The 24,289-nt window shown below is 42.2% G+C and carries 26 protein-coding genes, 1 pseudogene and 1 riboswitch; of the genes and pseudogenes, 18 read left to right on the top strand and 9 right to left on the bottom strand.

The genetic code is table 11. From position 1 onward, the window contains the following. Positions 1 to 158: 158 nt before the first annotated feature. The gene (locus ABUE20_RS18020) at positions 159 to 1,070 is read right to left on the bottom strand and encodes a LysR substrate-binding domain-containing protein (protein WP_408621346.1); all 912 of its coding nucleotides are present in this window, start codon (positions 1,068 to 1,070) and stop codon (positions 159 to 161) included. A gap of 89 nt (positions 1,071 to 1,159) precedes the next feature. Between ABUE20_RS18020 and ABUE20_RS18015 the strand changes: the two genes are divergently transcribed. Together ABUE20_RS18015 and pptA are read left to right on the top strand one after the other, a co-directional pair. Then, the gene (locus ABUE20_RS18015; protein ID WP_408621345.1) at positions 1,160 to 1,954 is read left to right on the top strand and encodes an NAD(P)H-dependent oxidoreductase; all 795 of its coding nucleotides are present in this window, start codon (positions 1,160 to 1,162) and stop codon (positions 1,952 to 1,954) included. 233 nt (positions 1,955 to 2,187) lie between these two features. Beyond that, positions 2,188 to 2,418: a tautomerase PptA gene (pptA, locus tag ABUE20_RS18010; protein WP_408621344.1), complete on the top strand. Its 231-nt coding sequence runs from the start codon at positions 2,188 to 2,190 to the stop codon at positions 2,416 to 2,418. A gap of 94 nt (positions 2,419 to 2,512) precedes the next feature. Here the strand turns inward: pptA and ABUE20_RS18005 are convergent, their stop codons facing one another. Next, positions 2,513 to 3,676, bottom strand: a complete 1,164-nt coding sequence (locus ABUE20_RS18005; protein WP_408621343.1) for a linear amide C-N hydrolase — start codon at positions 3,674 to 3,676, stop codon at positions 2,513 to 2,515. A gap of 407 nt (positions 3,677 to 4,083) precedes the next feature. Beyond that, positions 4,084 to 4,272, bottom strand: a complete 189-nt coding sequence (locus tag ABUE20_RS18000; RefSeq protein ID WP_408621342.1) for a hypothetical protein — start codon at positions 4,270 to 4,272, stop codon at positions 4,084 to 4,086. Positions 4,273 to 4,605: 333 nt separating this feature from the next. Here ABUE20_RS18000 and ABUE20_RS17995 point away from each other — a divergent pair, with 333 nt between their 5' ends. From ABUE20_RS17995 to ABUE20_RS17975, 5 genes are all read left to right on the top strand, one after another. Beyond that, positions 4,606 to 5,262: an SDR family oxidoreductase gene (locus ABUE20_RS17995; protein ID WP_408621341.1), complete on the top strand. Its 657-nt coding sequence runs from the start codon at positions 4,606 to 4,608 to the stop codon at positions 5,260 to 5,262. A gap of 279 nt (positions 5,263 to 5,541) precedes the next feature. Further along, the gene (locus tag ABUE20_RS17990) at positions 5,542 to 6,141 is read left to right on the top strand and encodes an undecaprenyl-diphosphatase (protein ID WP_408621340.1); all 600 of its coding nucleotides are present in this window, start codon (positions 5,542 to 5,544) and stop codon (positions 6,139 to 6,141) included. A gap of 5 nt (positions 6,142 to 6,146) precedes the next feature. Next, positions 6,147 to 6,845 (top strand): phosphatase PAP2 family protein, encoded by a 699-nt coding sequence (locus ABUE20_RS17985; protein ID WP_408621339.1) that lies wholly within the window; start codon positions 6,147 to 6,149, stop codon positions 6,843 to 6,845. Between the two features lie 700 nt (positions 6,846 to 7,545). Next, positions 7,546 to 8,160: a SanA/YdcF family protein gene (locus ABUE20_RS17980; RefSeq protein ID WP_408621338.1), complete on the top strand. Its 615-nt coding sequence runs from the start codon at positions 7,546 to 7,548 to the stop codon at positions 8,158 to 8,160. A gap of 226 nt (positions 8,161 to 8,386) precedes the next feature. Then, positions 8,387 to 8,818 carry a GAF domain-containing protein gene (locus tag ABUE20_RS17975; RefSeq protein WP_408621337.1) on the top strand — a complete coding sequence of 144 codons (432 nt, stop codon included), beginning with the start codon at positions 8,387 to 8,389 and terminating at the stop codon, positions 8,816 to 8,818. Between the two features lie 63 nt (positions 8,819 to 8,881). Here the strand turns inward: ABUE20_RS17975 and ABUE20_RS17970 are convergent, their stop codons facing one another. Then, the gene (locus ABUE20_RS17970; RefSeq protein WP_408621336.1) at positions 8,882 to 10,186 is read right to left on the bottom strand and encodes an anti-phage deoxyguanosine triphosphatase; all 1,305 of its coding nucleotides are present in this window, start codon (positions 10,184 to 10,186) and stop codon (positions 8,882 to 8,884) included. A 160-nt stretch (positions 10,187 to 10,346) separates the two neighbouring features. On the opposite strand from ABUE20_RS17970, the gene cmk reads away from it, so the two are divergent. The 6 genes from cmk to pyrF all read left to right on the top strand — a co-directional run bounded on the left by cmk (position 10,347) and on the right by pyrF (position 15,408). Continuing rightward, a complete protein-coding gene (gene cmk, locus ABUE20_RS17965; RefSeq protein ID WP_408621335.1) occupies positions 10,347 to 11,027 on the top strand; it encodes a (d)CMP kinase in 681 nt (226 codons plus the stop codon). A gap of 104 nt (positions 11,028 to 11,131) precedes the next feature. Continuing rightward, positions 11,132 to 12,805, top strand: coding sequence for a 30S ribosomal protein S1 (rpsA, locus tag ABUE20_RS17960; RefSeq protein WP_408621334.1), 1,674 nt, complete (start codon positions 11,132 to 11,134; stop codon positions 12,803 to 12,805). An 86-nt stretch (positions 12,806 to 12,891) separates the two neighbouring features. Beyond that, on the top strand, positions 12,892 to 13,182 hold the full coding sequence (gene ihfB, locus ABUE20_RS17955; protein WP_408621333.1) for an integration host factor subunit beta: 291 nt from the start codon (positions 12,892 to 12,894) through the stop codon (positions 13,180 to 13,182). A 62-nt stretch (positions 13,183 to 13,244) separates the two neighbouring features. After that, positions 13,245 to 13,532, top strand: coding sequence for a LapA family protein (locus tag ABUE20_RS17950; protein ID WP_408621332.1), 288 nt, complete (start codon positions 13,245 to 13,247; stop codon positions 13,530 to 13,532). 6 nt (positions 13,533 to 13,538) lie between these two features. Next, complete coding sequence (lapB, locus tag ABUE20_RS17945; RefSeq protein ID WP_408621331.1) at positions 13,539 to 14,705, top strand: lipopolysaccharide assembly protein LapB; 1,167 nt, start codon at positions 13,539 to 13,541, stop codon at positions 14,703 to 14,705. Position 14,706: 1 nt separating this feature from the next. After that, on the top strand, positions 14,707 to 15,408 hold the full coding sequence (gene pyrF / locus ABUE20_RS17940) for an orotidine-5'-phosphate decarboxylase (RefSeq protein ID WP_408621330.1): 702 nt from the start codon (positions 14,707 to 14,709) through the stop codon (positions 15,406 to 15,408). Here pyrF and rrtA read toward each other — a convergent pair. Next, positions 15,380 to 15,874, bottom strand: a complete 495-nt coding sequence (rrtA, locus tag ABUE20_RS17935) for a rhombosortase (RefSeq protein WP_408621379.1) — start codon at positions 15,872 to 15,874, stop codon at positions 15,380 to 15,382. The two genes, pyrF and rrtA, sit on opposite strands and share 29 nt — an antisense overlap. A gap of 86 nt (positions 15,875 to 15,960) precedes the next feature. Next, complete coding sequence (gene queC, locus ABUE20_RS17930) at positions 15,961 to 16,620, bottom strand: 7-cyano-7-deazaguanine synthase QueC (protein ID WP_408621329.1); 660 nt, start codon at positions 16,618 to 16,620, stop codon at positions 15,961 to 15,963. 77 nt (positions 16,621 to 16,697) lie between these two features. Between queC and queE the strand changes: the two genes are divergently transcribed. Beyond that, positions 16,698 to 17,357 carry a 7-carboxy-7-deazaguanine synthase QueE gene (gene queE / locus ABUE20_RS17925; protein ID WP_408621378.1) on the top strand — a complete coding sequence of 220 codons (660 nt, stop codon included), beginning with the start codon at positions 16,698 to 16,700 and terminating at the stop codon, positions 17,355 to 17,357. Positions 17,358 to 17,518: 161 nt separating this feature from the next. Here the strand turns inward: queE and ABUE20_RS17920 are convergent, their stop codons facing one another. Then, entirely contained in the window at positions 17,519 to 17,926 is a 408-nt protein-coding gene (locus ABUE20_RS17920) for an H-NS family histone-like protein (RefSeq protein WP_408621328.1), read from the bottom strand. Positions 17,927 to 18,152: 226 nt separating this feature from the next. After that, positions 18,153 to 18,327, top strand: a riboswitch (Lysine riboswitch). Between the two features lie 51 nt (positions 18,328 to 18,378). Here ABUE20_RS17920 and ABUE20_RS17915 point away from each other — a divergent pair. The 4 genes from ABUE20_RS17915 (at position 18,379) to ABUE20_RS17900 (ending at position 22,179) form a co-directional block, all read left to right on the top strand. Beyond that, positions 18,379 to 19,962, top strand: coding sequence for a Na+/H+ antiporter NhaC family protein (locus ABUE20_RS17915; RefSeq protein WP_408621327.1), 1,584 nt, complete (start codon positions 18,379 to 18,381; stop codon positions 19,960 to 19,962). Between the two features lie 32 nt (positions 19,963 to 19,994). Then, complete coding sequence (locus ABUE20_RS17910) at positions 19,995 to 20,573, top strand: thymidine kinase (protein WP_408621326.1); 579 nt, start codon at positions 19,995 to 19,997, stop codon at positions 20,571 to 20,573. Between the two features lie 207 nt (positions 20,574 to 20,780). Next, on the top strand, positions 20,781 to 21,740 hold the full coding sequence (gene rssA, locus ABUE20_RS17905; RefSeq protein ID WP_408621325.1) for a patatin-like phospholipase RssA: 960 nt from the start codon (positions 20,781 to 20,783) through the stop codon (positions 21,738 to 21,740). Between the two features lie 157 nt (positions 21,741 to 21,897). Continuing rightward, complete coding sequence (locus ABUE20_RS17900) at positions 21,898 to 22,179, top strand: YfcZ/YiiS family protein (protein ID WP_408621324.1); 282 nt, start codon at positions 21,898 to 21,900, stop codon at positions 22,177 to 22,179. 101 nt (positions 22,180 to 22,280) lie between these two features. Here ABUE20_RS17900 and ABUE20_RS17895 read toward each other — a convergent pair whose 3' ends face one another. After that, positions 22,281 to 23,888: a BatD family protein gene (locus tag ABUE20_RS17895; protein WP_408621323.1), complete on the bottom strand. Its 1,608-nt coding sequence runs from the start codon at positions 23,886 to 23,888 to the stop codon at positions 22,281 to 22,283. Further along, positions 23,885 to 24,289: pseudogene (locus ABUE20_RS17890) on the bottom strand (hypothetical protein); the annotation flags it as partial. The pseudogene ABUE20_RS17890 and the gene ABUE20_RS17895, both read right to left, overlap by 4 nt.

Below are 24,289 nucleotides of genomic sequence, written 5' to 3'. Positions count from 1 at the left end.
ACCCGCTTCTTTGAGACACCGTTCACTGTCGCACAGGACGTTTAAGGGGTTATCCATTTAAATGTTTTGTGAGCGGAGATCGCTTCCGTTGCGATTCATAAAATGATGATGGGACCTTTCTCGGTTATTGGGCTGCTATCAACCATCATTTGATTGGTTCAGATATTCGCTTGTTCTGATACATGTTTTGTAAATTGCTGTCTAAGCCATTGGTGCGCCGGATCTCGGTGAGAGCGTTCATGCCAGAGCATGGCGAGTTCAAACGAGGGTAGCGCTAGTGGGGGTTCACAAACCAGTAACTCTGGATCATGGCAAACTAATCGTTCGGGTAGCATTGCAACCAAGTCGGATTGTTTTAGTGATGCGATTAAAAAGTGAAAATTCGGGACGGAAAGCACAACGTTACGTGCCATCTGTAAAGATTGAAGTATTGTGTCAGTGACTCCGGCAAAACCACCCCCATATGGCGATACAATCCCCTGTTTTAACTGACAAAATGTTGTTAAATCAATGGGAGTTTGGAGAGCCGGATGATTACGTCTCCCCGTTAGCACATATCTTTCTGTTAGTAATGACTTACTTTTCAATTCTGCAAGAGAGGGGTCCCGGAGATGAAAGGCCAGATCGATCTCACCTCGTTCCAGTTGCCGGATCAGTCGTTCCGGATGCATGTGAATCATAGATAACCGACATTGTATCGACGTTTGTAACAACTGATGCATCGTTGGTTGAATGGCCACAAATTCCGCATAATCTGAGCCGGCTAATTTCCAAGTCCGCTCGCTCTGGGTTGGATCAAATATTAGATTCGTGTTGAGTGCCGCTTCTAATGAAACCAATGCTTGGCGTAGTGGCTGTCGTATGCTTTCAGCTAGAACAGTTGGCTTCATACCTCTTGAGCTTGGGAGTAACAGGGGATCATGCAATAGGTCTCTTAATTTGGATAAGTGTACACTGACCGAAGGTTGCGACAGATGTAGTCGTTCCGCAGCGCGCGTGACATTATGCTCCGTTAGCAACACATCTAATGTCTTGAGTAAATTCAAATCGATGGTATTGAAATTAATCATATTAATAGCTGGTATTTTAGAAATTAATTTAAATTATATTAGGCGTTTTTTTATGATGAGTCCTGACTTTTTATTGAGGACGATGATTGATGAATATTTTGATTGTTTACGCACATCCGGAACCTCGGTCGCTCAATGGGGCACTGAAATCCAAAATGGTTGAACACCTGCAAGTTGAAGGACATGAAGTACAGGTCTCTGATCTATATGCGATGAACTGGAAAGCGGTTCTGGATAAAAATGATATGTTATCAAGGGATGATAGTCAGCCTTTCCATCCATCTTTGGATTCAAAATATGCTTATGAAACTGGGACTCAGAGCCGTGATATTTCTGCGGAGCAGGAGAAGTTAATGTGGGCTGATACCGTGATTTTCCAGTTTCCTTTATGGTGGTTTTCGATGCCAGCCATTATGCAAGGATGGATTGAACGCGTGTATGCCTATGGATTTGCCTACGGATTCGGTGAACATTCGGATCGGCATTGGGGGGATCGTTACGGAGAGGGGAATTTGTCCGGCAAACGAGCTCTGCTCGTCGTTACGACGGGGGGATGGGAATCACATTATAGTGAGCGGGGGGTCAATGGACCCATCGACGATATTCTGTTTCCGATCCAGCATGGTGTTTTATTTTATCCGGGATTTGAGGTTTTACCGCCATTTATTGTCTATCGAGCTGGGAAGACGGATGGGACTCGTTTTGAACAGATTTGCTCCGATTTGTTTCAGCGCTTGGATACGTTAGATTCGACTCCGGCTATTCCTTATTTGCGGCAAAATGGAGGAGCCTATGCGATCCCATCACTCACTCTTAAAGATGATGTGAATCCAGCAGTTATAGGGTTTTCGGCGCATATTTCGGGTTTTAAAGATAAGCATTGAAATGGTGTTAAAAATAATCACCACGGTTCGAGACCAAGCCTCTGGATAAGGTAATCTATTCAGATTTAATCATGATGTGTTTTAGAAGGAAGAGGCTGGGTCGTTTTTTATTGGATCCGCTGTGGTGACTGAGTATGGCGACTTTTTCCTGTTTGGGGATTCATCATTAGTCTCGTTGGGAAATATGATAGAGTAGCGCTTTGATAAGAATAAATTGATACAGGAGTGGATTTATGCCGCATGTTTCGATCGAATATTTTCCCCGGGATTTGAGTGATGCAGAAAAGCAGTCTCTTGCTCATGAAATAACTGCAAGCCTGCAAAAATACCTAGGCGCATCAGAACAGTCTATCTCGATTGCAATGCAGGAAGTGGCACCGGCAGATTGGAAAAAACAGGTGTACGATCCTAAAATCAAAGCACATTTAGATACGTTGGTGAAAAAGCCCGGATACGAATACTAAGGGGCGATTGTTCCTATTGTTGCCAAACGTTGAAAGGACCATCCATAAAGGCGATGTTTAGCGTCGCCATTTATGGATGGATAGCTCATATAGTTTACTGGATGGGTGATAATTCCATGGCTATTGCCTTGGCAGCTTGATCAAACTGACATGCTTTTGAAATCATGACGGTGTGGTACTTGTGGGCCATCGCTGTAATATCAACAACGCGTAGTGATAAATCTGAGTAGCTTCTGAAATAGTACTTAGCATGTTCGTGATCACGTAAAACAGCCCACTGCGTAATGTCGGAACCAATGGATGATTTATCTTCTTGTTGTAATAATCCCAAGGGAATATCAACCCGGTTTAGTAATTTCTGTCCCAGAGTCAAGGCTTGTGGAATAGTTGATGGTTGTGTGGCCAGATGATAAACAACATAAGTTTGAATAAATCTTGAACTGGGAAGTGAGTCGGCCGGGAGCCCTGTTAATCCACTACCATTTAATGACTGGGTTAGACGGTTGATAGGGATGACATGATCATCAAATGGGCGGTTTGTCATATGGGTATAGTTGGCGATATTATTGATATGCCAGTCATAAGTTGGTGCATTCGTCATGACGCCGATATATTGATGTTGATCGATTGGTTTTTGAGGCGACTGTCGGTTTTCATGCTGAAGGTGCCGGGTATACATTTGGGGATACAAAGCATCGGTTGTCCATTCTAAAACAACACTATTCCCTTGTTGATCATGAATAACAAAGTGGAAGTCAGCGGCAATATTAATAGGTTCAATGATGGGGTTATATACAATCACCTCTTCATTTTTGAGTGCCTGTATCACATTCTCGACGGAATCAAAATTTGAGAGTACCCATGAACCAAAATATAAATTACTGATGGCTTTTGATTTACAAGCTTCAGTGAGTTGGTCAGGATCGGGATACCGACTAAATCCTGGGAGATAAAGACCACCGATACTCAGACCATGTTCGTTCATTCCGTCACAGATATAATTATAGGTATCATTAAATTTTGATGAACCGGTATAGTGTTGGGTGAGTGTGTCTCGAAGCATGTTCAAATGGGCAAAGGCATATTTTCCGCTCCAGCTAAAACCTAAATCGTTCTCTTTGACGTTAAAACTATGAGCTCTCGGTATAAAAACTATTTCACTTTCTAAGTTGATTGCAAATTCCATGGATCGGGCTGATGTATTTGCCTGAAAAATATGGTCTTTATCTATAATCGGTATATTGATATCAATGCACATACAAAGTTCCTTGTTATGTCGTACGGGTCATCGTGAGATCGATGTATTTCAGTGTAGCGCTCTGGTAATAATTAATATCTAATTTATTATGTGATCTGTTATTAACATTAAAGCGAAAGGTCGTGAATGTTAAAGGCAATTAGATTTATGTAAGGATAAACTGAAGCAGTGTGATGTTTATTTGAGCATGCGGCTCAGAGGTTTTCAGAAGCGTGTATTTAAAATCATCCTGAATGTCGTTACTCTTTATTCGAAATGCATTTCATTTGAACAAAATTCAACGGAAAGATTAACTATTTTTCATAATGATATATAAAACCGTCACTGCTTGGTCTTGAAAAATAGTGACGGCTGTTATCAGTGATAGCGTTGGGTTTTTATCTAAAAATCTGGGATTAGAGTAAACATCATTGATCATGTTTGACTTCAAATTCGCCATCAAATATCCGGCCGGGTTTATAAGTTTGGGGTTCAGGACGAACAAACAGTTTCCGATAGGCCACAATGCCGAGCATAAGCACAAAAAAGAAGGCGATGACAATAGATGTGAGACAAAATGTCATCATAAACAAGACAAACGAAATGAAACGGTTCATAAATCCTCACGCAATATAAGTACGTATCCACTTAATTTTAGGGTCATCTTAGGCGCTGATACTTAGGATTAACTTAAGACCGACTGACTTTTTTACTTATGATGTATTTATTTCAAGGAAAAGTGTTGTGGGTCACATCTTTGGCGTGAAAGCATTTGTGGATAGGTGTCGTGGATGGCCACAAAGAATAATTCCGGGAAACTGGCTGCTTTTCAAAGGTGTTTTATGTTAGCCAAACTTAAGCAACAATGGGAAACAGGTGCGAGCACATTGTAGCTTTTAGTTAGGCTCGTTATTATGAAATTTTATTCTCATAAACAGGAGCACTTGATTATGGGTCATATTTTTATTGTCGGTGGTGCCGGAGGCGTGGCTCGCCCATTGGCTAAACAGCTAACTTGCCAGGGGCATCAGGTCACAAGTCTGCATCGTAAACCGGAGCAAGCCGAGTTACTTAAAAAGCTGGGTGCCACTCCAGTTTTGGGTGATTTAGTCAAACTTGAAAGTGCTGATCTCGCCGAGTTGATGAACGGATGTGATGTCGTCGTTTTTAGTGCTGGGGCGGGTGGTGCCGGAGTTGAACTTACTACCGCGATTGATGGTGAAGGTTTGGAAACATCCGTCGAAGCGGCTAAGCTTGCGGGAATAAAGCGCTTTTTATTGGTCTCTGCATTTCCTGAATCGATTCGAGGGCAAGAACCTGTTCATCATGCTTTTGAACATTATATGAAGATCAAAAAACAAGCCGACGTGTATCTTGCTGCCACTGATTTGGATTGGGTGATCCTGCGTCCTGGAACCTTAAGTCATGATGCCGGTACGGCAAAAATTAATTTAGGGCTAGCTATTCCATATGGCGTTGTTCCCCGGGAAGATGTGGCTGCCACATTGGCGGAACTTATTGAGCAACCCGCTGTAAATCGGGTGATCTTAGAACTTACTCAAGGGGATACCCCGGTTGCTGAGGCTGTTGCAAAAATAGCCCGATAACGGTCGGTGACCTACAGCGCTTCATTTCTTGCAGCGCTGCCTATGATTTATTTTAAACTGTCATGATGATGGGATCGGTTATATTTATGATTAAAGCGGCTCAAGCTTCTTAATTGAGTCATTTTATGTTTATTGGAGTGAGCCGCTATAAGGCCCTAGCTCTTTTTTAGTTGGATAATTGAAATAAAAATTTAATATATCTATTTTTTCCTAAGCATTTCCTAAGATTCACTTTTTATATTTCAGAGCCATTCGTTGTTCAAGTGAAGAGAGTATCTTATGGACGCTTTAAATCAGTGGCTATTTTTGCTTATAAATGCATCACATCAACCTGATAAGATTGGATTGATGGCTATTCAAACATTAGCGGAATTACCATTGTTTATTATTCCATTCACTCTGATGATCCTTTGGTTCAAAGGGGAGCGCAGCCAAAATGTGGCATTGAGTGCAGGGATCAATGCTGTATTGGCGTTATCGATGAGTTTTCTGATTTCGTTAATTTGGTACCATAATCGGCCGTTTGCTGATCATATCGGGCTTACTTTATTGAGTCATGTTTCGGATTCATCATTTCCAAGTGATCATGTCACGTTGATGGCTAGTGTCGGTTTTTATATTTTTTTCGAAAAAACTTATAAAAAATTAGGGGGCCTACTTTTAGTTTTATCGTTAGTGACCGGATGGGCACGGGTATTTTCGGGAGTACATTATCCTTTTGATATTTTTGGCGCTTATATCCTGACGCTGCCGTTAACATTTTTATTCTATAATTATATTTCTCAATTTTTACAGCCATTGATTGTATGGGCAATACGAATTAATCAAAAAATAATGGGCTTATTGCTTAAAAATCAAAGATCAACAATGCCTAGGTAAATGCAATGCCATATAAATTTGCGAATCGTTTTTATTTACAACAGTTCATTATATTAGTGATTTCTGGCTTGGTATTTTTTGCTTTATCTCGATATGCACGTTTAGACTTATTTTTAAGTGACCTTTGGTATGATCCTCAAACCAGTTCGTTTCCATTGAAACAGAATTATTGGCTAGCGGTTGTAAACCATTATTATGTAAAATATTTTGTGATTGCACTGTCAAGTTCCCTATTAATACTTGGGGTAATTCTACGTCGTTATCATTGGATTGTGATTGCGTTGATCATTGCGTCTGGGCCATTAGTGATTGGATGGTTAAAGTCGTTTAGCCACCATTCGTGTCCGTGGGATCTGATCCGGTATGGTGGTCAGGCTTATGAGTATCCATTGTTAGGGCATATTTCTGAATTTCCCGGGCGTGGTCGCTGTTTCCCTGGGGGACATGCCTCAGGGGGATTTGGGTTAATGGCATTCTATTTTGTGTTGTATCCAATTTCTTCTCGAGTGGCTAAATGGAGTCTTGTCTTTGGGATCGGTTTAGGAACCCTGATGGGATTTGGGCAAGTGATGCGTGGTGCGCACTTCTTTACGCATAACTTGTGGGCGATGTGGTGGGTATGGCTCATTCAGGTTTCGCTCTATTACCTTTATACGTGGTGGTATTACCTGCCATATCGCATGAATAGGCGGAAAAAGGTTTAGTTTGCACAAAATTCAATAATGAACGATCCATTGCTTTTAGGATTACTTCAGGTCCATTTCTGAAATATCTGAAGTAGTCCAAGCGTTGTCCATGAAAACTAATTTCCAATCACTGCTCCTCACCGTTTGATCTACAAGTTCTTCCCAATCAACTCGCATCATTTAGGTTAAAGATAAAGATTATTTATCAATAATAACAATGCATTATGATGAATTAGGCGCACACTTTTAATGCGCTTAATATAAGACTCATGTTCTGAGCGATTAGAGGCATGAAGACTGCGTGAAATTTCTGATAAACAGAGTTGAAAATAGCGGTGCTGTCGCTGGATTTCTGTTGATTCACTTTAATGGCTTGAGTTTTTATAGAATAGGTATGCCTTTTCGAGTCATCGCAAGTTTGACTTTTAGTCTAAATTCGATCGGTATCCTATGTGTGATAGTGGTTTGCCTCGATGGAGATAAACGCATAAGGTCCTTGGTAAGGTTTGGAGTGGTTGTTTTTTATTAGTCAAAGAAATGATATTTTTACTGAGTGATCTGAAAGTTGATAGCTTAGGGGACTGAAGTTGAATGGTCTTTGCTCTCGATTGCTATCGGCTGAGTGTCGGTCGGTGACGAACTAATAATGAGCCATACTCTGATTAGAACACGATGTTCCCTGAAGGGGCTTTAAATGAACTTACGATGAGGAGGCAACTTGCTTTATAAATTGGGAATTGGGCTGACTGTTGTCATCTTGATCGCCGTTCTGGGGTGTGTCGTCATTGATCAATTGATGCGTTGGTCCACTCAGGATCAGGTTTATACCGATTTAAACAAGATCCCGCCTCGTCCTGTGGCATTGGTGTTAGGAACGAGTAAATATGTGGGAAAACGGCTCAATCCATTTTATATGAATCGTCTGGATCGGGCGGTTGCATTATATCGGCATGGTAAAGTAACACGCTTTATCGTCAGTGGTGATAAAGCTTCCCGGTATTACAATGAGCCCCGCACTATGCTCAATGATCTGGTTAAAAAAGGGGTTCCCCGGCGTATTATTCAGATTGATAATCAAGGATATCGGACGATCGACTCTATTTTTCGGGCTAAGTCAGTCTTTGGTGAATCACATATCATTATTATTTCACAGCGATTTCATTTAACTCGGGCCTTATTTATTGCCAATTATTTTAATATGGATTGTATTGGTTTAATTGCTGATGATGCTCCTTTTATTTATTACTGGCGTACCCGTATTCGTGAAGTTGGTGCTCGGGTTCTTGCCGTATTTGAATTATATATTCTGCCCCCGGCTAAACAGTTGGCCTAATTGACGTTAGTTTTATAGTGCGATTGCAATTTGCATTCTGTTTCTGACAATTTTTGCATATTGCAATTTTATGACATCTGAAAAATTTATTTCATATCACTTGAATTAACCTAATTTAAAAAAATATATTTTGATAAAACAAATGGTTATTTTTTAATTTGGCATTAAATCTATAGTTGGCATGTCCTTTGTAACTCATTGCTCAGTAGCAAAGAGGGGTGTAGTTATGGATTGGCAAGCTTGGTTAAATGATGGGTGTTCTGCGTTAGGTATGGAATGTGGTGTCGTCAGTGTTTGTTGTGGACGTCACTTAACAGTGATTCACCATGCCGATAGAAACTCTATCTTGTTATCCGGAGATAGCTTTGATCGACGCGGAACTTTCTGCGAACAAGTGATGCAACGGAGAGGTTTGTTAACATTTGTAGCGCCTGAAGAATCGAAAAAAATTCGTCTAGGTCATATTGAACTAGAAACATCCATACAAAGTTACATTGGTTATCCGTTGATTGTGCGAGACACTGTGTTTGGAACTTTGAACTTTAGCTCGACTCAGCGCAAAATTGATGGATTTAATGACCATGATATGTTTTTAGTTGAAATGATGGCTAAAGATTATATTCAGTATAACCTAGCCCCTAATCAAGCTAGTTTATAGCCGGATATACAGAATCGTGAAAGCGATAGTCCCTAGCTTTGCCCGGCATGGAGCCGGGCTTTTTTATCCAAATAAACGTTGATATAAACGCAGTGCGTATTCGTCGGTCATTCCAGCTATATAGTCTGCTATCACTCTTTTTTCAGTGCCTTCTTCTTGGGCTTGGGTCCATCGGGTTCGAGTGTTTAATGGAAGTAATCGCAGTGGATCACTATCTAAAGCCTCAAATAGCTCCATAATTGTTTGCTGTCCCCGGTAACGGACTTGCTCAACTTCAGGTGTCCGGATCACGTGAGCCATGACAAAATGTTTCAAACTATTTAATGCTTCCTGATAAGGCGATTGCATTTTCGCTTGATAGGCAATGAGCGGTTCTTGTACATCATCTTGATAGTCGAGTCGGATGGCCGTGATGAATGCATTGACAAGGCTACCGATGGCATCTTTTTGTTCGTAATGATAGGTACTGAATAATTTTTCTGTGAGGCTTTCAATCTGTTCGGTGAGCCAGCAAGCGGGTAAGTTGAGGATCTCAGGGAGCATCTCTGTTTGCCAGGTATCTTTATGCAGTAATCCCATCATGATGGCATCTTCGAGATCGTGAACGCCATACGCAATATCGTCAGCTAACTCCATAATGGAACAGTCGAAAGATTTATGGACGGATATTTTGTGAGCGTCAATACCGATTCCTTCCGTTTGCATTAAAAACTGCTGATCGGATGTCGTCAAAGGAGCCATGACCCAGTTTAAATAGTCTTGGTCCTGATTATAAATCCCTTTGGCAGGAAGCCATAAAGATGCTCTAAGATGCCTGAAATTTTTGATTTCAGGGGGATGCTGTTGTCGGGTAACGGTATCGATGAGCACTGGGTATTTCATTAATCCCAACAGTGTCCTTCGGGTTAGATTCATGCCTTGATCACGAGTATAAGGTTCTAGCTGGGTTAAAATCCGGAACGTTTGAGCATTGCCCTCGAATCCCCCATGATGATGCATCATATAATTGAGCGCGACTTCACCCCCATGCCCAAATGGAGGGTGACCAATATCATGAGCTAAACAAATCGCTTCAATTAGTACGGGATTGGGAAGAGGAACGGCCTCGTGGCATTGTGGTTTGAGTTGACTAATGATCCCAGTTCCGATTTGGGATACTTCGAGTGAATGGGTGAGGCGAGTACGATAAAAATCATTGTGCCCTATATCCAATACTTGCGTTTTACTCTGCAAACGCCTGAAGGCTGCCGAATGTAAGATGCGGCCGCGATCTCGTTGCCAAGGCGTTCGGGGATCAAGTTGTCGCTCTGATTGTTGTGTATCGCGCCGCGCGCTCCAAAGTTTAAAAGAAGAAACGGCTCGCTCCATAACACACATAACCCCGTATGATTGAATTGTATCCAATGTATGGGGGTTCATGCTTTGACGTCAAGCTTTTCTAGAATTCATTTTGCTGAAAAGTGCCAATTAAAGGAGGAAATACGTATAATAAGGACCAGAATCATATTGTTCGTGAGTTGGAGGTATCATGTCAGAACCAGTCCCCGTGATAACTGTCGATGGGCCAAGTGGCGCAGGGAAGGGAACGCTGTGTGCAAGAATTGCTGAAGCGTTAGGATTTCACCTGCTGGACAGTGGTGCGATATATCGGGTATTGGCACTTGCAGCCATTCATCACAATGTCGATATGGATAATGAAGATGCATTATGCTTGCTCGCGGCTCATTTAGATGTCCGTTTTGAACAGAGTGAGACGTTGGTTAAGGTGGTTCTTGAAGGCGAAGATGTATCGAAAGAACTCCGACTGGAACGTACAGGCGATACGGCCTCTAAAATAGCAGCGTTTCCTCGGGTTCGAGAAGCGTTATTGCGTCGTCAGCGCGGATTTCGGCAAAATCCGGGATTGGTTGCTGATGGCCGAGATATGGGCACGATCGTGTTTACAGATGCTCCTGTGAAGATATTTTTGGATGCTAGCGCTCAAGTTCGGGCAAAACGTCGTCAGCGGCAGTTGCAAGAGCAAGGTATTAGTGTTAACTTTGATGACCTTTTGAGCGATATTAAAGCTCGAGATGATCGGGACCGAAATCGTCCAATTGCGCCGTTAATAGCGGCAGAGGATGCTTTGGTGCTCGATTCATCGGCATTGACCCTGGATGATGTCGTCAATCAGGCAATGGCTTATATCGATTCAAGGATAACCCGATAATTGTTCGGGATTTGTATAGCTTGCAATAAGGATTTTGCGGCTTGTTGAAATAACCCCATTTGGCGGGAATGCCGAGTGGTCGTTTTTATATATGTAAATTAAACATGACTGAATCTTTTGCTCAACTCTTTGAAGAGTCTCTTAACGATCTGGAATTCCGTTCTGGTTCGATTGTTAAAGGTACTGTGGTTGCTATTCAGAACGGAATGGTTCTGGTTGATGCGGGCCTAAAATCAGAGTCTGCTATTCCTGCAGAGCAATTCAAAAACAGCGCCGGTGAACTGGAAGTAGAAGTTGGCCAGGAAGTTGATGTAGCTCTGGACGCAGTGGAAGATGGTTTCGGTGAGACTATTCTGTCTCGTGAAAAAGCGAAACGACATGAAGCTTGGGTACAGTTGGAAGCTGCTTACGAACAGCAAGAAACTGTAACTGGCGTTATCAATGGTAAAGTGAAAGGTGGCTTTACTGTTGAAGTTAACAATATTCGTGCATTCTTGCCTGGTTCTTTGGTTGATGTTCGTCCAGTTCGTGATACTTCTCATCTGGAAGGCAAAGACCTTGAATTCAAAGTTATCAAATTAGATCAGAAACGCAATAACGTCGTTGTTTCTCGCCGTGCTGTTATTGAAACAGAACATAGCGTTGAACGCGAACAGTTGCTAGAAAACTTACAAGAAGGCCAGGAAGTTAAAGGGATTGTTAAAAATCTTACTGACTACGGTGCATTCGTTGATTTGGGCGGCGTTGATGGTCTGCTGCACATCACTGATATGGCTTGGAAACGTGTTAAACATCCAAGTGAAATCGTTAACGTTGGTGATGAAATTACAGTTAAAGTTCTGAAATTTGATCGTGAACGCACTCGCGTATCATTAGGCTTGAAACAACTGGGTGAAGATCCTTGGGTTGCTATTGCGAACCGTTATCCAGAAAACACTCGTCTGGAAGGCCGTGTGACTAATCTGACTGATTACGGCTGCTTCGTTGAAATCGAAGATGGCGTTGAAGGTTTGGTTCACGTTTCAGAAATGGATTGGACTAACAAAAACATCCACCCATCTAAAGTGGTTAACGTGGGTGACGTTGTTGAAGTTATGGTTCTGGATATCGACGAAGAACGTCGTCGTATCTCTTTAGGTCTGAAACAGTGTAAAGCGAATCCTTGGGATTCTTTCGCTGAAAATCATGCGAAAGGTGACCGTGTATCAGGCAAAATCAAATCAATCACTGATTTCGGTATCTTCATCGGCTTAGATGGTGGTATTGATGGTTTGGTTCACTTGTCAGATATTAGCTGGAATGTTGCTGGCGAAGAAGCTGTTCGTGACTATAAAAAAGGCGACGAAATCGAAGCCGTTGTTCTGCAAGTTGATGCAGAACGTGAACGTATTAGCTTAGGCGTGAAACAGCTTGCTGAAGATCCATTCAACAACTATGTCGACAACCTGAAAAAAGGTGCGATTGTTGATGGTACAGTTACTGCTGTTGATGCAAAAGGCGCAACAGTTGAATTAGCCGATAGTGTTGAAGGTTACATCCGTGTAGCTGATATCTCTCGCGAACGCATCGAAGATGCTTCAACTGTTCTCTCCGTCGGTGATGCTGTGAACGCTAAATTTGTTGGTGTTGATCGCAAAAACCGTTCAATCAGCCTGTCTATCCGTGCGAAAGATGAAGCTGATGAGAAAGAAGCCATGGCTAGCCTGAACTCGCAGGAAGATGCGCAGTTAGGTAACGCAATGGCTGAAGCGTTTAAAGCTGCTGCTAAAAGCGAATAAGCGTTATTATTCAGAGGGGACTTGATCCCCTCTGAATCCTATCTAAACTGAGAGTAGTCGGTTTATTTTTCACTTTCGGGGTGCATATGACCAAATCTGATTTGATTGAACGGCTTGCTAGTCAATATACTCATCTCTCTGCTAAAGATGTGGAATTAGCGATTAAAGAGATCCTTGAGCAAATGGCTGGTTCGTTACAAAATGGGGATCGAATAGAGATTCGTGGTTTTGGTAGTTTCTCATTACACTACCGGGCTCCTCGCGTCGGCCGTAATCCGAAAACGGGTGAAAGAGTTGAGTTATCTGGAAAATATGTACCACATTTTAAACCAGGTAAAGAACTGCGAGACAGAGTGAATTTATTTTCTCAAGATTAAATGAATCGGTGCATCGTTGACCTTTTAGGTGGTAACCCGGCATTCATTTGGGGAGAGCATTTTTGAAGGCAATTGGTATTCTGGTTCTCGTGATTATTTTGTTTGTTTTAGCATTAGCTATTGGAGGACAAAATGATCAGATTATTCGTGTCCATTATTTAATCGCACAGGGAAATTTACGTATTTCCTGGCTCATGGCGATTATGTTCATTTTAGGTTTTGTAATTGCTTGTCTGGGGCTCGGTTTCTTCTATCTGAAAGTTCGTTTACAACTGATGCAATTCAGACGACAATTTAGAAAACAACAGCGGGAATTACAACAACTTCAAAGCAAATTGACCGGAGATTAAATATCCGTGTTTGGATTGTTGTTTCTTCTTTTACCTGTTGCTGTCGCGTATGGTTGGTATATGGGCCAGCGCAGTGTGCGGCAGAATCGTAAGCAAAAATCCAATCAATTATCCCGACAATATGTTGATGGCCTGAATTTACTGCTGTCTGATCAATCCGATAAAGCGGTTGATCTCTTTATTGATTTACTGCAAGTCAACGAAGAAACGATCGAAACCCACTTAGCGCTGGGAAATCTATTCCGGCAGCGTGGAGAAGTGGATCGGGCTATTCGTATCCATCAAAATTTAATTGCTCGTCCTAATCTCGATATTGAACAACGGCAATTGGCATTATTACAACTATCCCGGGATTATCAGGTCGCGGGGTTGTTTGATCGCGCTGAAGCGATTCTACTGGAATTAGTGGATGAACCTGAGCATTCAGAAAGTGCGTTGACGCATTTACTTACACTTTATCAGCAGACCCGGGAATGGGCTAAAGCCATTCATGTCGCCGAACAGCTTTCCTCTCAAACTATTTCTGACATCCAACAACAAATTGCACATTTTTATTGTGAACTGGCTATGCAGGAAGAAACCAATGGTCAGTTAAAACGAGCTTACAGCCTTTTGAAGAAAGCATTAAATAAAGATCGAGGGTGTGTTCGGGCTCGGGTTTATTTATCACAATTGCTCATTGAACAGAATAATTTTAAAGAAGCCATTAAGTTGTTAGAACAGCTTCCTGAGTTAGACATTGATATGCTCAGTGATTATTTGCATCTGGTTGAAAAAGCCTATTTGGGACTACACGATACCGAAGGCTATCGTCATTTTTTGGAACGGGCGATGAAATTGGGCGGGGGTGCGACAATTACGGTGACCTTAGCGAATATGCTTGAAACCGAAAATATACAGATGGCAGAACGTCTGGTGCTGGATGATTTGAAACGACATCCGACGATGCGGGGGTTTCATCAGCTTATTGGATATCATGTTCGACAGGCTGAGCCTGGTCCTGCCCGGCAAAGTTTACAGTTATTGCAAGACTTAGTGGCTCACCAACTTTTGGTTCGGCCACATTATAAATGTCATCGATGTGGATTTTCCAGCCATGCGATGTACTGGCATTGCCCTTCGTGTAAAAGTTGGGGTTCAATTAAACCGATACGGGGATTAGATGGAGAATAGTATGTATGACCCTAAAGTCATTGTCGCTTTAGATTTCGCTCACAAAAAAGATTGTATATCTCTTGTTGATCAATTAGATCCACATGAGTGCCGGCTGAAAATAGGTAAAGAGATGTTTACCCTATTTGGGCCGGAATTAGTGAAGGAGCTGCAAGCAAAAGGGTTTGAAATTTTTCTCGATCTTAAATTTCATGATATTCCCAATACGGTAGCTAAAGCCGTTAAAGCGGCTGCAGAGCTTGGGGTCTGGATGGTGAACGTCCATGCCAGTGGTGGTGAACGGATGATGCAGGCGGCTCGGGAAGCGCTTTCTGAATATGTAAAACCGCCATTGCTGATTGCCGTGACAGTGCTCACGAGTATGGAACAATCTGACTTATCAGCACTAGGTTATATCGGTTCAGTGGCTGAACAAGTTGAGCGGTTGGCATTATTAGCGAAAAAGAGTGGGATGGATGGGGTGGTTTGCTCGGCTCAGGAAGCTAAATTACTGCAGCAGTGCTGTGGGGCTGATTTTGCTTTAGTGACACCGGGGATCCGCTTGGCCGACTCCAAAGGTGATGATCAACGGCGGATTATGACACCGGACAGTGCACTCCGAGCTGGGTCTCATTATTTAGTCATTGGACGTCCTATTACTCAGGCCGCTGATCCTTTGGCAATGCTAAAAACGATCAATCAATCCATTCGTACCGTTTTATGATTTTAGTAAAAATGATGAAACAGATAATCGCTGTAAAGCAGAAATAACGATGGACAATGGTGGCCACAGGAACGGAAATGAGCTGTTGGTCACCTAACCCTTGAGGGAAAATAAACTCCAAGTAAATTTTGAGCGCAATGGCCGTTAATATCAGGCTGCTTTCCAATTTGGCTCGAGTAAATTGATGAAGGGCGACATACACTAGTAATCCATGTAGCAAGCCTGATAATCCGACATAGAAGCGAGTTTGCACTTGGAGTAATAATAATCCATTGGCGATGAGGGTCATGATTAGACTGATGATCCCCCAGTGTTTCAGTGAGAGTTGTTTTCCAAAAATAGCTGCAATAAGGAGTAAGGCTCCGACATTCATAAGCCAATGCCATAAGTTAGCATGAACGAGAATGCCGGTTAAAAGCCGCCAATATTGATGTTGATAAATAATTTCAAAACGCCCCCAACCCAGAGCATCACCCCAAGGTTGAAGTAATAATGAACATCCACTTAAACTAATGGCGGCCCAGAATATTTTTGGAATTTTAGCGAAATGCTTCAGTCTTCATACTCCAGAGGATCTTGGCAGTGGTTGAGCTCAAAAGCTTCTAAACGTTCCTGACAAGCACCGCAGCGGCCACAGGCTTTTTCCCGGCCATTGTAGCAGGTCCAAGTTTTTCCATAGTCTAGACCCATTTCTAAACCATCTCTTAAGATCTCAATTTTACTTTGATGTAGGTAGGGACTAATAATTTCAACGGCATCATAGTTGGCAATTTGACTGACGGCATTCATTTTTTCAACAAACTCAGGGCGACAATCGGGATAAATGGCATGATCACCCGAGTGTGCACCATAAAAAACTTTGGTGGCGCCAATGGAGACCGCATAGCCAATTGCTAAAGAGAGTAAAATCATATTTCGATTGGGGACAACCGTTGATTTCATATTTTCCTGAGCATAATGTCCTTCAGGGATATCAATATCTGATGTCAATGAAGAGCCTTGCAATAGTTGATTAATCGCAGTGATATCAACCACTTTGTGCTCCAGACCTAATTCCTGGCAGACGGCAGATGCAACATCAATCTCTTTTTTATGCCGTTGACCATAATTAAAGGTCAGTGGGTAGGCTTCGAATCCTTCTTGAATGGCTCGGTTTAAAACTGTATATGAATCCATTCCGCCAGAGTAAATAATGACAACTTTTTCTTTCATGGGGTTGCGCTTCTTTTAGCTATTCACTATAAACAACGGATTTTCGCTTAAATTAGCCCGGGTGACAAATGTCTAATATAAATTATCGCATTAATGAAGTATTCGAGACGATTCAAGGAGAGGGGTTTTATACCGGCACTCCTGCCATATTTATTCGTTTACAGGGGTGTGATGTCGGATGTCCGTGGTGTGATACGAAACATACTTGGGAGATCCATTTAGAAGATGAACGATCTTTAATGCAGATCAATCAACCCAGCCAAGATCGAAATGTATGGGCTCATGGTGATGTTGCATCGTTAGTCGAGTTAGTGAAAGGATATCAGGCTAAACATGTGGTCATCACTGGTGGGGAACCCTGTTCTTATGATTTAAGACCTTTAACCACACAATTGCATGATGCTGGGTATCAGTGTCAGATAGAAACCAGTGGAACTTATCCTATTTCAGTCGATTCTCGTAGCTGGGTTACGGTATCCCCTAAAATTGGGATGCGAGGTAAAAAAGAGGTCTTAGCACAGGCAATGACCCGGGCTGATGAAGTCAAACATCCGGTAGGTCGTCTGGCCGATATTGAAGCGCTAGAGGCGCTATTAGAGCGTTGTCCGACAGCTGCGAAAATCGCGTTGCAGCCGATTAGTCAGCAACCTCGAGCAACACAACTGTGTATCGAAACCTGCATCAAAAATAATTGGCGCCTGAGCGTTCAGTTACATAAATATATCGGAGTTTTATAAAAGTATTAATTAGAAATAGTGAGGGCTGAGCTAAGAAGTTTTTCGTTTTGTTACAATAAATTAATTCGTCGTTTAGTTTAGAGTGAATATGTGATGAATAAAAAAATAAAAGCCGACAATATCGGCTTTTATTGATTTACGACAGCAATAATAACAAAAACTTAAATGAGGAAATCTTCTTTTGTTTTTCCTTCATTATCAATTGCATTTTGAATCACAGCAGGAGTACGTCCTTGGCCTGTCCATGTTTTTTCAACACCATTTTCTAAATAGCTATATTTAGGTGGTAATGGTGCACGTTTACGACGGCCCTGTGCGGCTTGTTTGGATTCGAACACATCCATTAATTCAGAAGGATCAATACCGTCTTGTTCCATCATTTCCCGATACTGTTTTAATTTTTGTAATTTAGCTTGCTCTGCAGCTACGCGTGCGTCTTCTGATTCACGACGTTCACTCACAATTGCATCTAATTTACTCAAGGTTTCTTCCATCTGTTCCAGAGAAAGATCCTTGGTCGCTGCTTTTAAGCTGCGTGCATTAAGAAATGTTTTTAAAAAATCACTCATGATTAATTCCCGCTTTTAGTTACGTACTTTGTGCTTATATTTATATCAAATCTAATTTTCATTCAATAAAAATGTCTTGTCAAATAATCTGCGCATAAATAATTAAAATAATTTAACAATGCTTATTATTAATGAAATATTTCGATTTATATTAACGATCTCATATAAAATCGTTTATATAAATCACTTGAAATTTGGTTTCATCTGTTTACAATCGCCCACCAAAATTGAAAGTAGAGGTGCGTGGTTCATCAGTAGTCGCTTGTAGGGTGATGCCGATAAAAAGTGATGAAAGGGAACTATGCCGAAATATATGCATTTTATCAAGGTGCCTATATTGGGGATGTATTCGAAAGATGCATCACTGTCGTAGTTGAAAACTATGGAGAGCTACTGAGTTATATCTCGATACTGTCGATTTGGTAGGTCTCCTTCATTTTTATCGAGAGCTCATGAACCTGATATCATATTCTGATTCTATTTATTCGTTACTTCCCCCTTTTGTTGCACTATTGATGGCGGTTTTGACCCGGCGGGTTTTATTGTCACTGGCTGGAGGAATTATCATTGGTGCCTTATTCCTTGCTGGGGGAAATATAACAAACTCTATAGCTTATCTTCTTGAGCTAATTGAAAAATTAATCCGTGATGGAGATCAATGGAATAGCTGGAATATAAATATATTGGTATTTTTACTTTTGTTAGGGGCCATGACTGGATTAATGCAGGTCAATGGCTCGACCAAGTCATTTGCAAATTGGGCAAGAAAACGGATAAATACCCATCGGGGAGCTTCATTAATGACAGCGTTACTTTGTTTCGTTGTATTTATTGATGATTATTTTCATAGTCTTGCTGTTGGAAATATTGCAAAACCGGTTACAGATAAAGCGCAAATTTCAAGAGCAAAATTAGCTTATCTGCTTGACTCCACTGCGGCCCCTATGTGTGTAATAATGCCAGTCTCCAGTTGGGGGGCTTATATAATTGCATTAATCGGTGGAATTCTTGCCGCGCATGGAATGAATAATATTTCATCATTAAATGCTTTTGTTGCCATCATTCCTCTTAACTTTTATGCATTATTTGCCCTATTTACCGCATTTGTTGTTGCGTATTTTAATATCAATCTAGCCGGAATGGCTCGACATGAACAGCGTGCCCTGGAAGGGCATGTTTATGATGAATCAAAAGGTGTTCCTGCGGGCTCATCGGAGGATTTTGCTGCGATTGTGAATGGTTCTCCATTGGGATTAATTTTACCGTTGGTTATTTTAGCTATCGCTACATTTACCGCTTTTCTCTGGACTGGATATCAGAGTTTAGATGTTGATGCTCCAGTGACAATTTTTAGTTTATTAAAGAATACTGATGTGGCTGGCTCTCTGGTTATGGGAGGATGTGCTGGTTTTATTACATCTATTCTGTTTAGTTTATTTATGGGCGTAGGCATTCAGCCATTGAGTAAAACCGTTATCAAAGGCGCTTATTCGATGATTGGTGCAATTTTGGTTTTATTATTTGCCTGGTCTATTGCAACTGTTATTCGAGATATGCATACGGGAACTTTTTTGGCTGGCTTAGTGAAGCATATTGCGTTACCTGGATTTTTATTGCCGGTGTTACTTTTTGTTATCTCTGGGATTATGGCATTTGCAACCGGAACAAGTTGGGGAACATTCGGCGTGATGTTACCGATTGCCGGAGAGATCGCCGCTGTGAGTTATCCCGAATTGATGTACCCTATATTAGCGGCTGTTTTAGCTGGCTCTGTGTTTGGTGATCACTGTTCACCTATTTCTGATACGACGATTTTATCGTCTACCGGTGCAGGTTGTCATCATATTGACCATGTGACCACGCAGTTACCTTATGCGTTATTGACCGCATTTGTTACGGCATTAAGCTATGTTATTGTCGGTTATACTGGGTCTGTATTGTTGGCCATTGGAAGCGGTATAATTCTATTAGGTGTTTCTTTATTGTGGTTCAGACGGCAACCTCAAGTTGCTGCCGGTTCGACTGTCTCAGAATAAAAGCGTTTAGAACGAGTTTGACAGGGGGTGGTATGGCTTCGTTACATTATAAATATGCGGCTATGAATTCTGGAAAATCAACGCAGTTAATTCAGGCGCATTTTAATTATGTAGAACGAGGCATGCACCCTTTAGCATTAATTCCTGCCATTGATGACCGGGCAGGAGAAGGGATCATCTCAGCCCGAGTTGGGTTAACGCTTCAAGCTATTCCATTTCAATCTGATGTAGATCTTTATGATTTTGTCGTGAGTTATCCAAGTGCGATTGATGTCGTTATCGTAGATGAAGCTCAATTTTTAACTAAAGCACAGGTTTATCAGCTTGCTTATATTGTTGATCAGTTGAAAATTCCGGTTATTGCTTATGGCCTGAAAACTGATTTTCGATGTGAGTTGTTTGAAGGTGCTTACCATTTGTTGTGTTTGGCCGATAAGCTGGAAGAGCTGAAAACCGTGTGTTGGTGTGGTAATAAGGCTCACTTTAACGCCCGGGTAGACTCCGAAGGGCATGTTTTGCGTGATGGTGAACAGGTCGAAATCGGTGGAAATGAACGTTATATTTCTTTATGCCGTAAGCATTTTCTATCAGGGCAATCTTCTGCAGATTAATTGATTGGCCGTATGTCTTATTCTCTCTTTCTGTCTATTCTCCCGTTCGGTTGATCTTGTATTGGAGCCTATAGGATTAGCTGTATACGATGCATCCCTCGTTCAACCGTGATTGTGCTTAGATAACGGTTGAAATGTCTGGCATTCGGTTTTACGTTGAAGTCCTGAAAATATTTCAGTCAATTACTGTAGTGGGGCTTACTGCTCATGTATAAGCAAATCTATCCGAATCATCCTAAGATCGGTATTGCTCTTGGCAGCGGCGCGGCCAAAGGGTGGGCTCATATCGGTGTTTTGAAAGCATTGGAAGAGCTGAATATCTATCCGGAAGTTGTGGCTGGGTGTTCCATAGGGGCTTTTGTCGGAGCCTCTTATGCCAATCGATGCATGGGAGAACTGGAACCCTGGGTTTGTTCTCTGACCAACTGGGAGGTGTTTAAGCTGCTTGATGTTGGGTTTCATCGGGGAGGGTTGATCGCCGGTAAAAAAGTTTTTAGCCTTGCGGATGACTTGTTGGGACCACGAAATATTGAGGCGTCACAGTTACCATTTGCTATGGTTGCGACAGAACTTTATAGCGGTCATGAAATATGGTTACAGCGGGGGAATATGCGTCGAGCCGTGCGTGCTTCCTGTGCCATGCCAGGACTTTTATCACCGATCCGCTGGCATGGTCAGTGGCTGGTTGATGGAGCCGTTTCGAACCCAGTGCCTGTTTCATTGTGTCGGGCTCTGGGGGCAACCCATGTTATTGCTGTTGATCTGCAAGCTCATCGATTTAGTCGTAAATCGGTTAGTCTGGAACCGATTTTATTACATGATCGTCGCGGGGAACCGCGCCGAGAAGGCAATGACACTTTATTTTCCCGGATGATGGGGGTCGGTACGGGTTATTTTCATTCGGTCGTTGGACGGCTTGGAGGACGAGCCAAAGTGAAGCGGCAGAATGACACCCCTAATATGATGGCTGTGATGTCTGGTTCTTTAGATATTCTTGAAGATAAGCTAAAGCGCTCTCGTATGGCAGGAGATCCCCCTGAAGTGTTAATTGCTCCTCAGGTGAGTGATATTGGCCTCATGGAATTTTTTCGGGCCCAAGAGTGTATTGATTTAGGGTATCAGGCTGTGATGCGAATTAGTCACCAGTTTACCGATATGTTGCCTTAAGAGTTATTGAGCGTTTATGACTGAAACTGCATAAAATTTAACCGTTTAAGCATCATGGCTCTTAGACATATGCTATCGATTCCAGAACTTCAGTGGCGGTAATTGCTAGGAGTGATATATTAGTAGGGTTAAGCGATTGAGCTCTCGAGGAGATGGTATGAAATCAAAAGCAGAAGAATGTGTGGCTTGTAGTTGTGTTGAAATTGGTTCCATTATTGATGGCTCCGAATGCTCGACTCCTATTGAACAGCAATTTTCGTCTAAAGCTGAAGCAGAGCAGGCCCTAGCTTTATTAACTGAAAAAGTGCGTAAAGCGGAGAATGAACCTGCTCAAATCGAAGTTGAAGTTCAACCTGAAGGCGACCAATTTAAATTGGCTGGTACTGTTACTTTCGGATGCCAAGCTGAAAATCTTATTTTCCAGATGTCATTGCGTTAATAATTATTCGCTTTTTTGTCGAGTTGAAAAGGCCACCTTTTGCATGGTGGCCTTTTTGTTGCGTACATGACTTTAAGTACTACTCCCAACTCAACTGTCCCTTATGGATTAAGTGAAGGGAGTTGCGTTTTGGCTTTATGGTGAACAGTGGCCGGAGTCGATTTTAGAATTTGATTGATCCGGTGTAAAAATTCTAATCCATCCCAGTTTAATGTTTGTTTAGAAGACCATGCTATTTGGGCTAGTTCATTGAGCAACGTTGAAAGTAAAGGCTGAAATTCAGGATGTTCTGCAAGCCATTCTCTTAACGCTGTTTCGGCTGGGATAGCCTGATTGCTTTGAGCTGCTTTTTCAAAAGTTCGCCAGCTTGAATCATGAGGGATGGTATCTTGTTGCCCTGTTGTAATGGGTTTGTCGTGAGTTTTACGGCGCAAAGACCACTCTCTGAATAGCCAAATGAGCAAAGTGATTAACCATAACGCATACCCCATGTAGCCCCAGAATGAGGTTTCTGTGGGGGATGTCGGTTCGGAAGGTAACGTGTCGATAGGGGCCGTTGCTGCCGAATGATGGGGCGTTTCCGCGATGTTTAATCGGATTTCCGGAATGGTGGTACTCTGACGGGTTTGATCATCAATATTCCACCAATGAAGGGTCTGAGCATCTATTTTCAACGAGCCCGAATGTTCTGGGATCATTGCAATAGTATAAGTGCGCTGAGCGTAAACTTTCCCATCTTTAATAAACAAATGATCTTTAGGTTTTTCCGGATAAATGCGAAGGCCTGCCGGATAGTGAAATTGTAGCTGGGGCAGTTGCTTTAATCCGGCTTGTTCTGCCGTTAAGGTAATCGTACGGGTGATCGCTTGACCGGGTTGATACTGATCCCGCTTAGGACTAATTTGATCACTAAGTGTCAGGTGACTTGCTGCAAGCCAAGGGATTTTAAATCCCTTCGGCATCGCCTGAACTTGAATAGATTGATCTTTGCCCTGGACTGTGACAGGGTATTCAGTCATGCCAAATGTGTCACTGGGGATGCCTGCATTTCCTGTTAATTCAGGACTTTTGATCGTGAATGGCCCTGGTTGATGGGGTGTGATCAGCCAGTGACGAATCAGTGTCTGGTAACGTTGACCATTAATAATTTCAATTTGCTGCTGGTCTTTGCCTATTTGTTCAACATCGGCATGCTCAGCGGATGGTGGTGAAAAATTGCCATCACTTAACGTTGTTCCAATTAGAATTTTGGCGGTATACAGCAGGGGTTGATTTTCCCACGCATTTTTCTGAGTGATTGCCGTTTCTAGTTTGACATATTGCTGTTGTATCGGTTGTCCAGTATCAGCTAGTACTTGAAGTTGGATCGGCTGCGTGAAACTGCCGCCAACGTTAAATGCAGGGATGGTGTAGGTTCCTGGTTGGCGAACCAACAATGTTGTGACCCACTGAGTTTGCCGGGTTGTCACTCCATTGATATCGGAAATGTTGCGGCCCGTAGAGGTTTGTCCGACCACGAACTGGGGTTGCATCAATTTAGCTCGATTAAATGCTGAGGCATCCAAAGATGCATTGGCTGTAATTTCAAGTGTAAAAGGTCGACCGGCATAGACAGGATTTTGGCTAACCGTTGCCGTAACTTTGGCCCAAACCTGCGCACTGAGACAACTTAAAATGATAAAAATAGCTATCCGGATAAAACGAATCACCAGTTTTCCTCCGATGGCTTGTGGGGTTGCTGACGGTATTCCATTTGCATTTGATTTTTAAGTAGAAGGCTTGGATCGTTAGGTATTTCATTCAGCCAGTTTTGCAATTTTTTCATATCCTTGGGCGTCTGTGGCGTCGCACTATCCACGCTTTGGCTTGTTTGTTGCTCTGTTTCCGGTGTTTGAGCGGGTGAGTTTGGATCTACTTTTGACGTTGTGGTCGGATGTCCCGACTTTTCCTCTGCGCTTTTCTGATGTTCCGGACCATTTTGTGCTTGCTTTGCAGCTGAGCGTGTCGCATTTTTTTGTTGCTGTTGCTGTTGCTGTTGCTGTTGCTGTTGCTGTTGCTGTTGCTGTTGCTGTTGCTGTTGCTGTTGCTGTTGCTGTTGCTGTTGCTGTTG

It is taken from the genome of Celerinatantimonas marina, from assembly GCF_046054165.1.
GTDB lineage: Bacteria > Pseudomonadota > Gammaproteobacteria > Enterobacterales > Celerinatantimonadaceae > Celerinatantimonas.
This window is presented reverse-complemented; position numbering and strand designations above follow the sequence as displayed.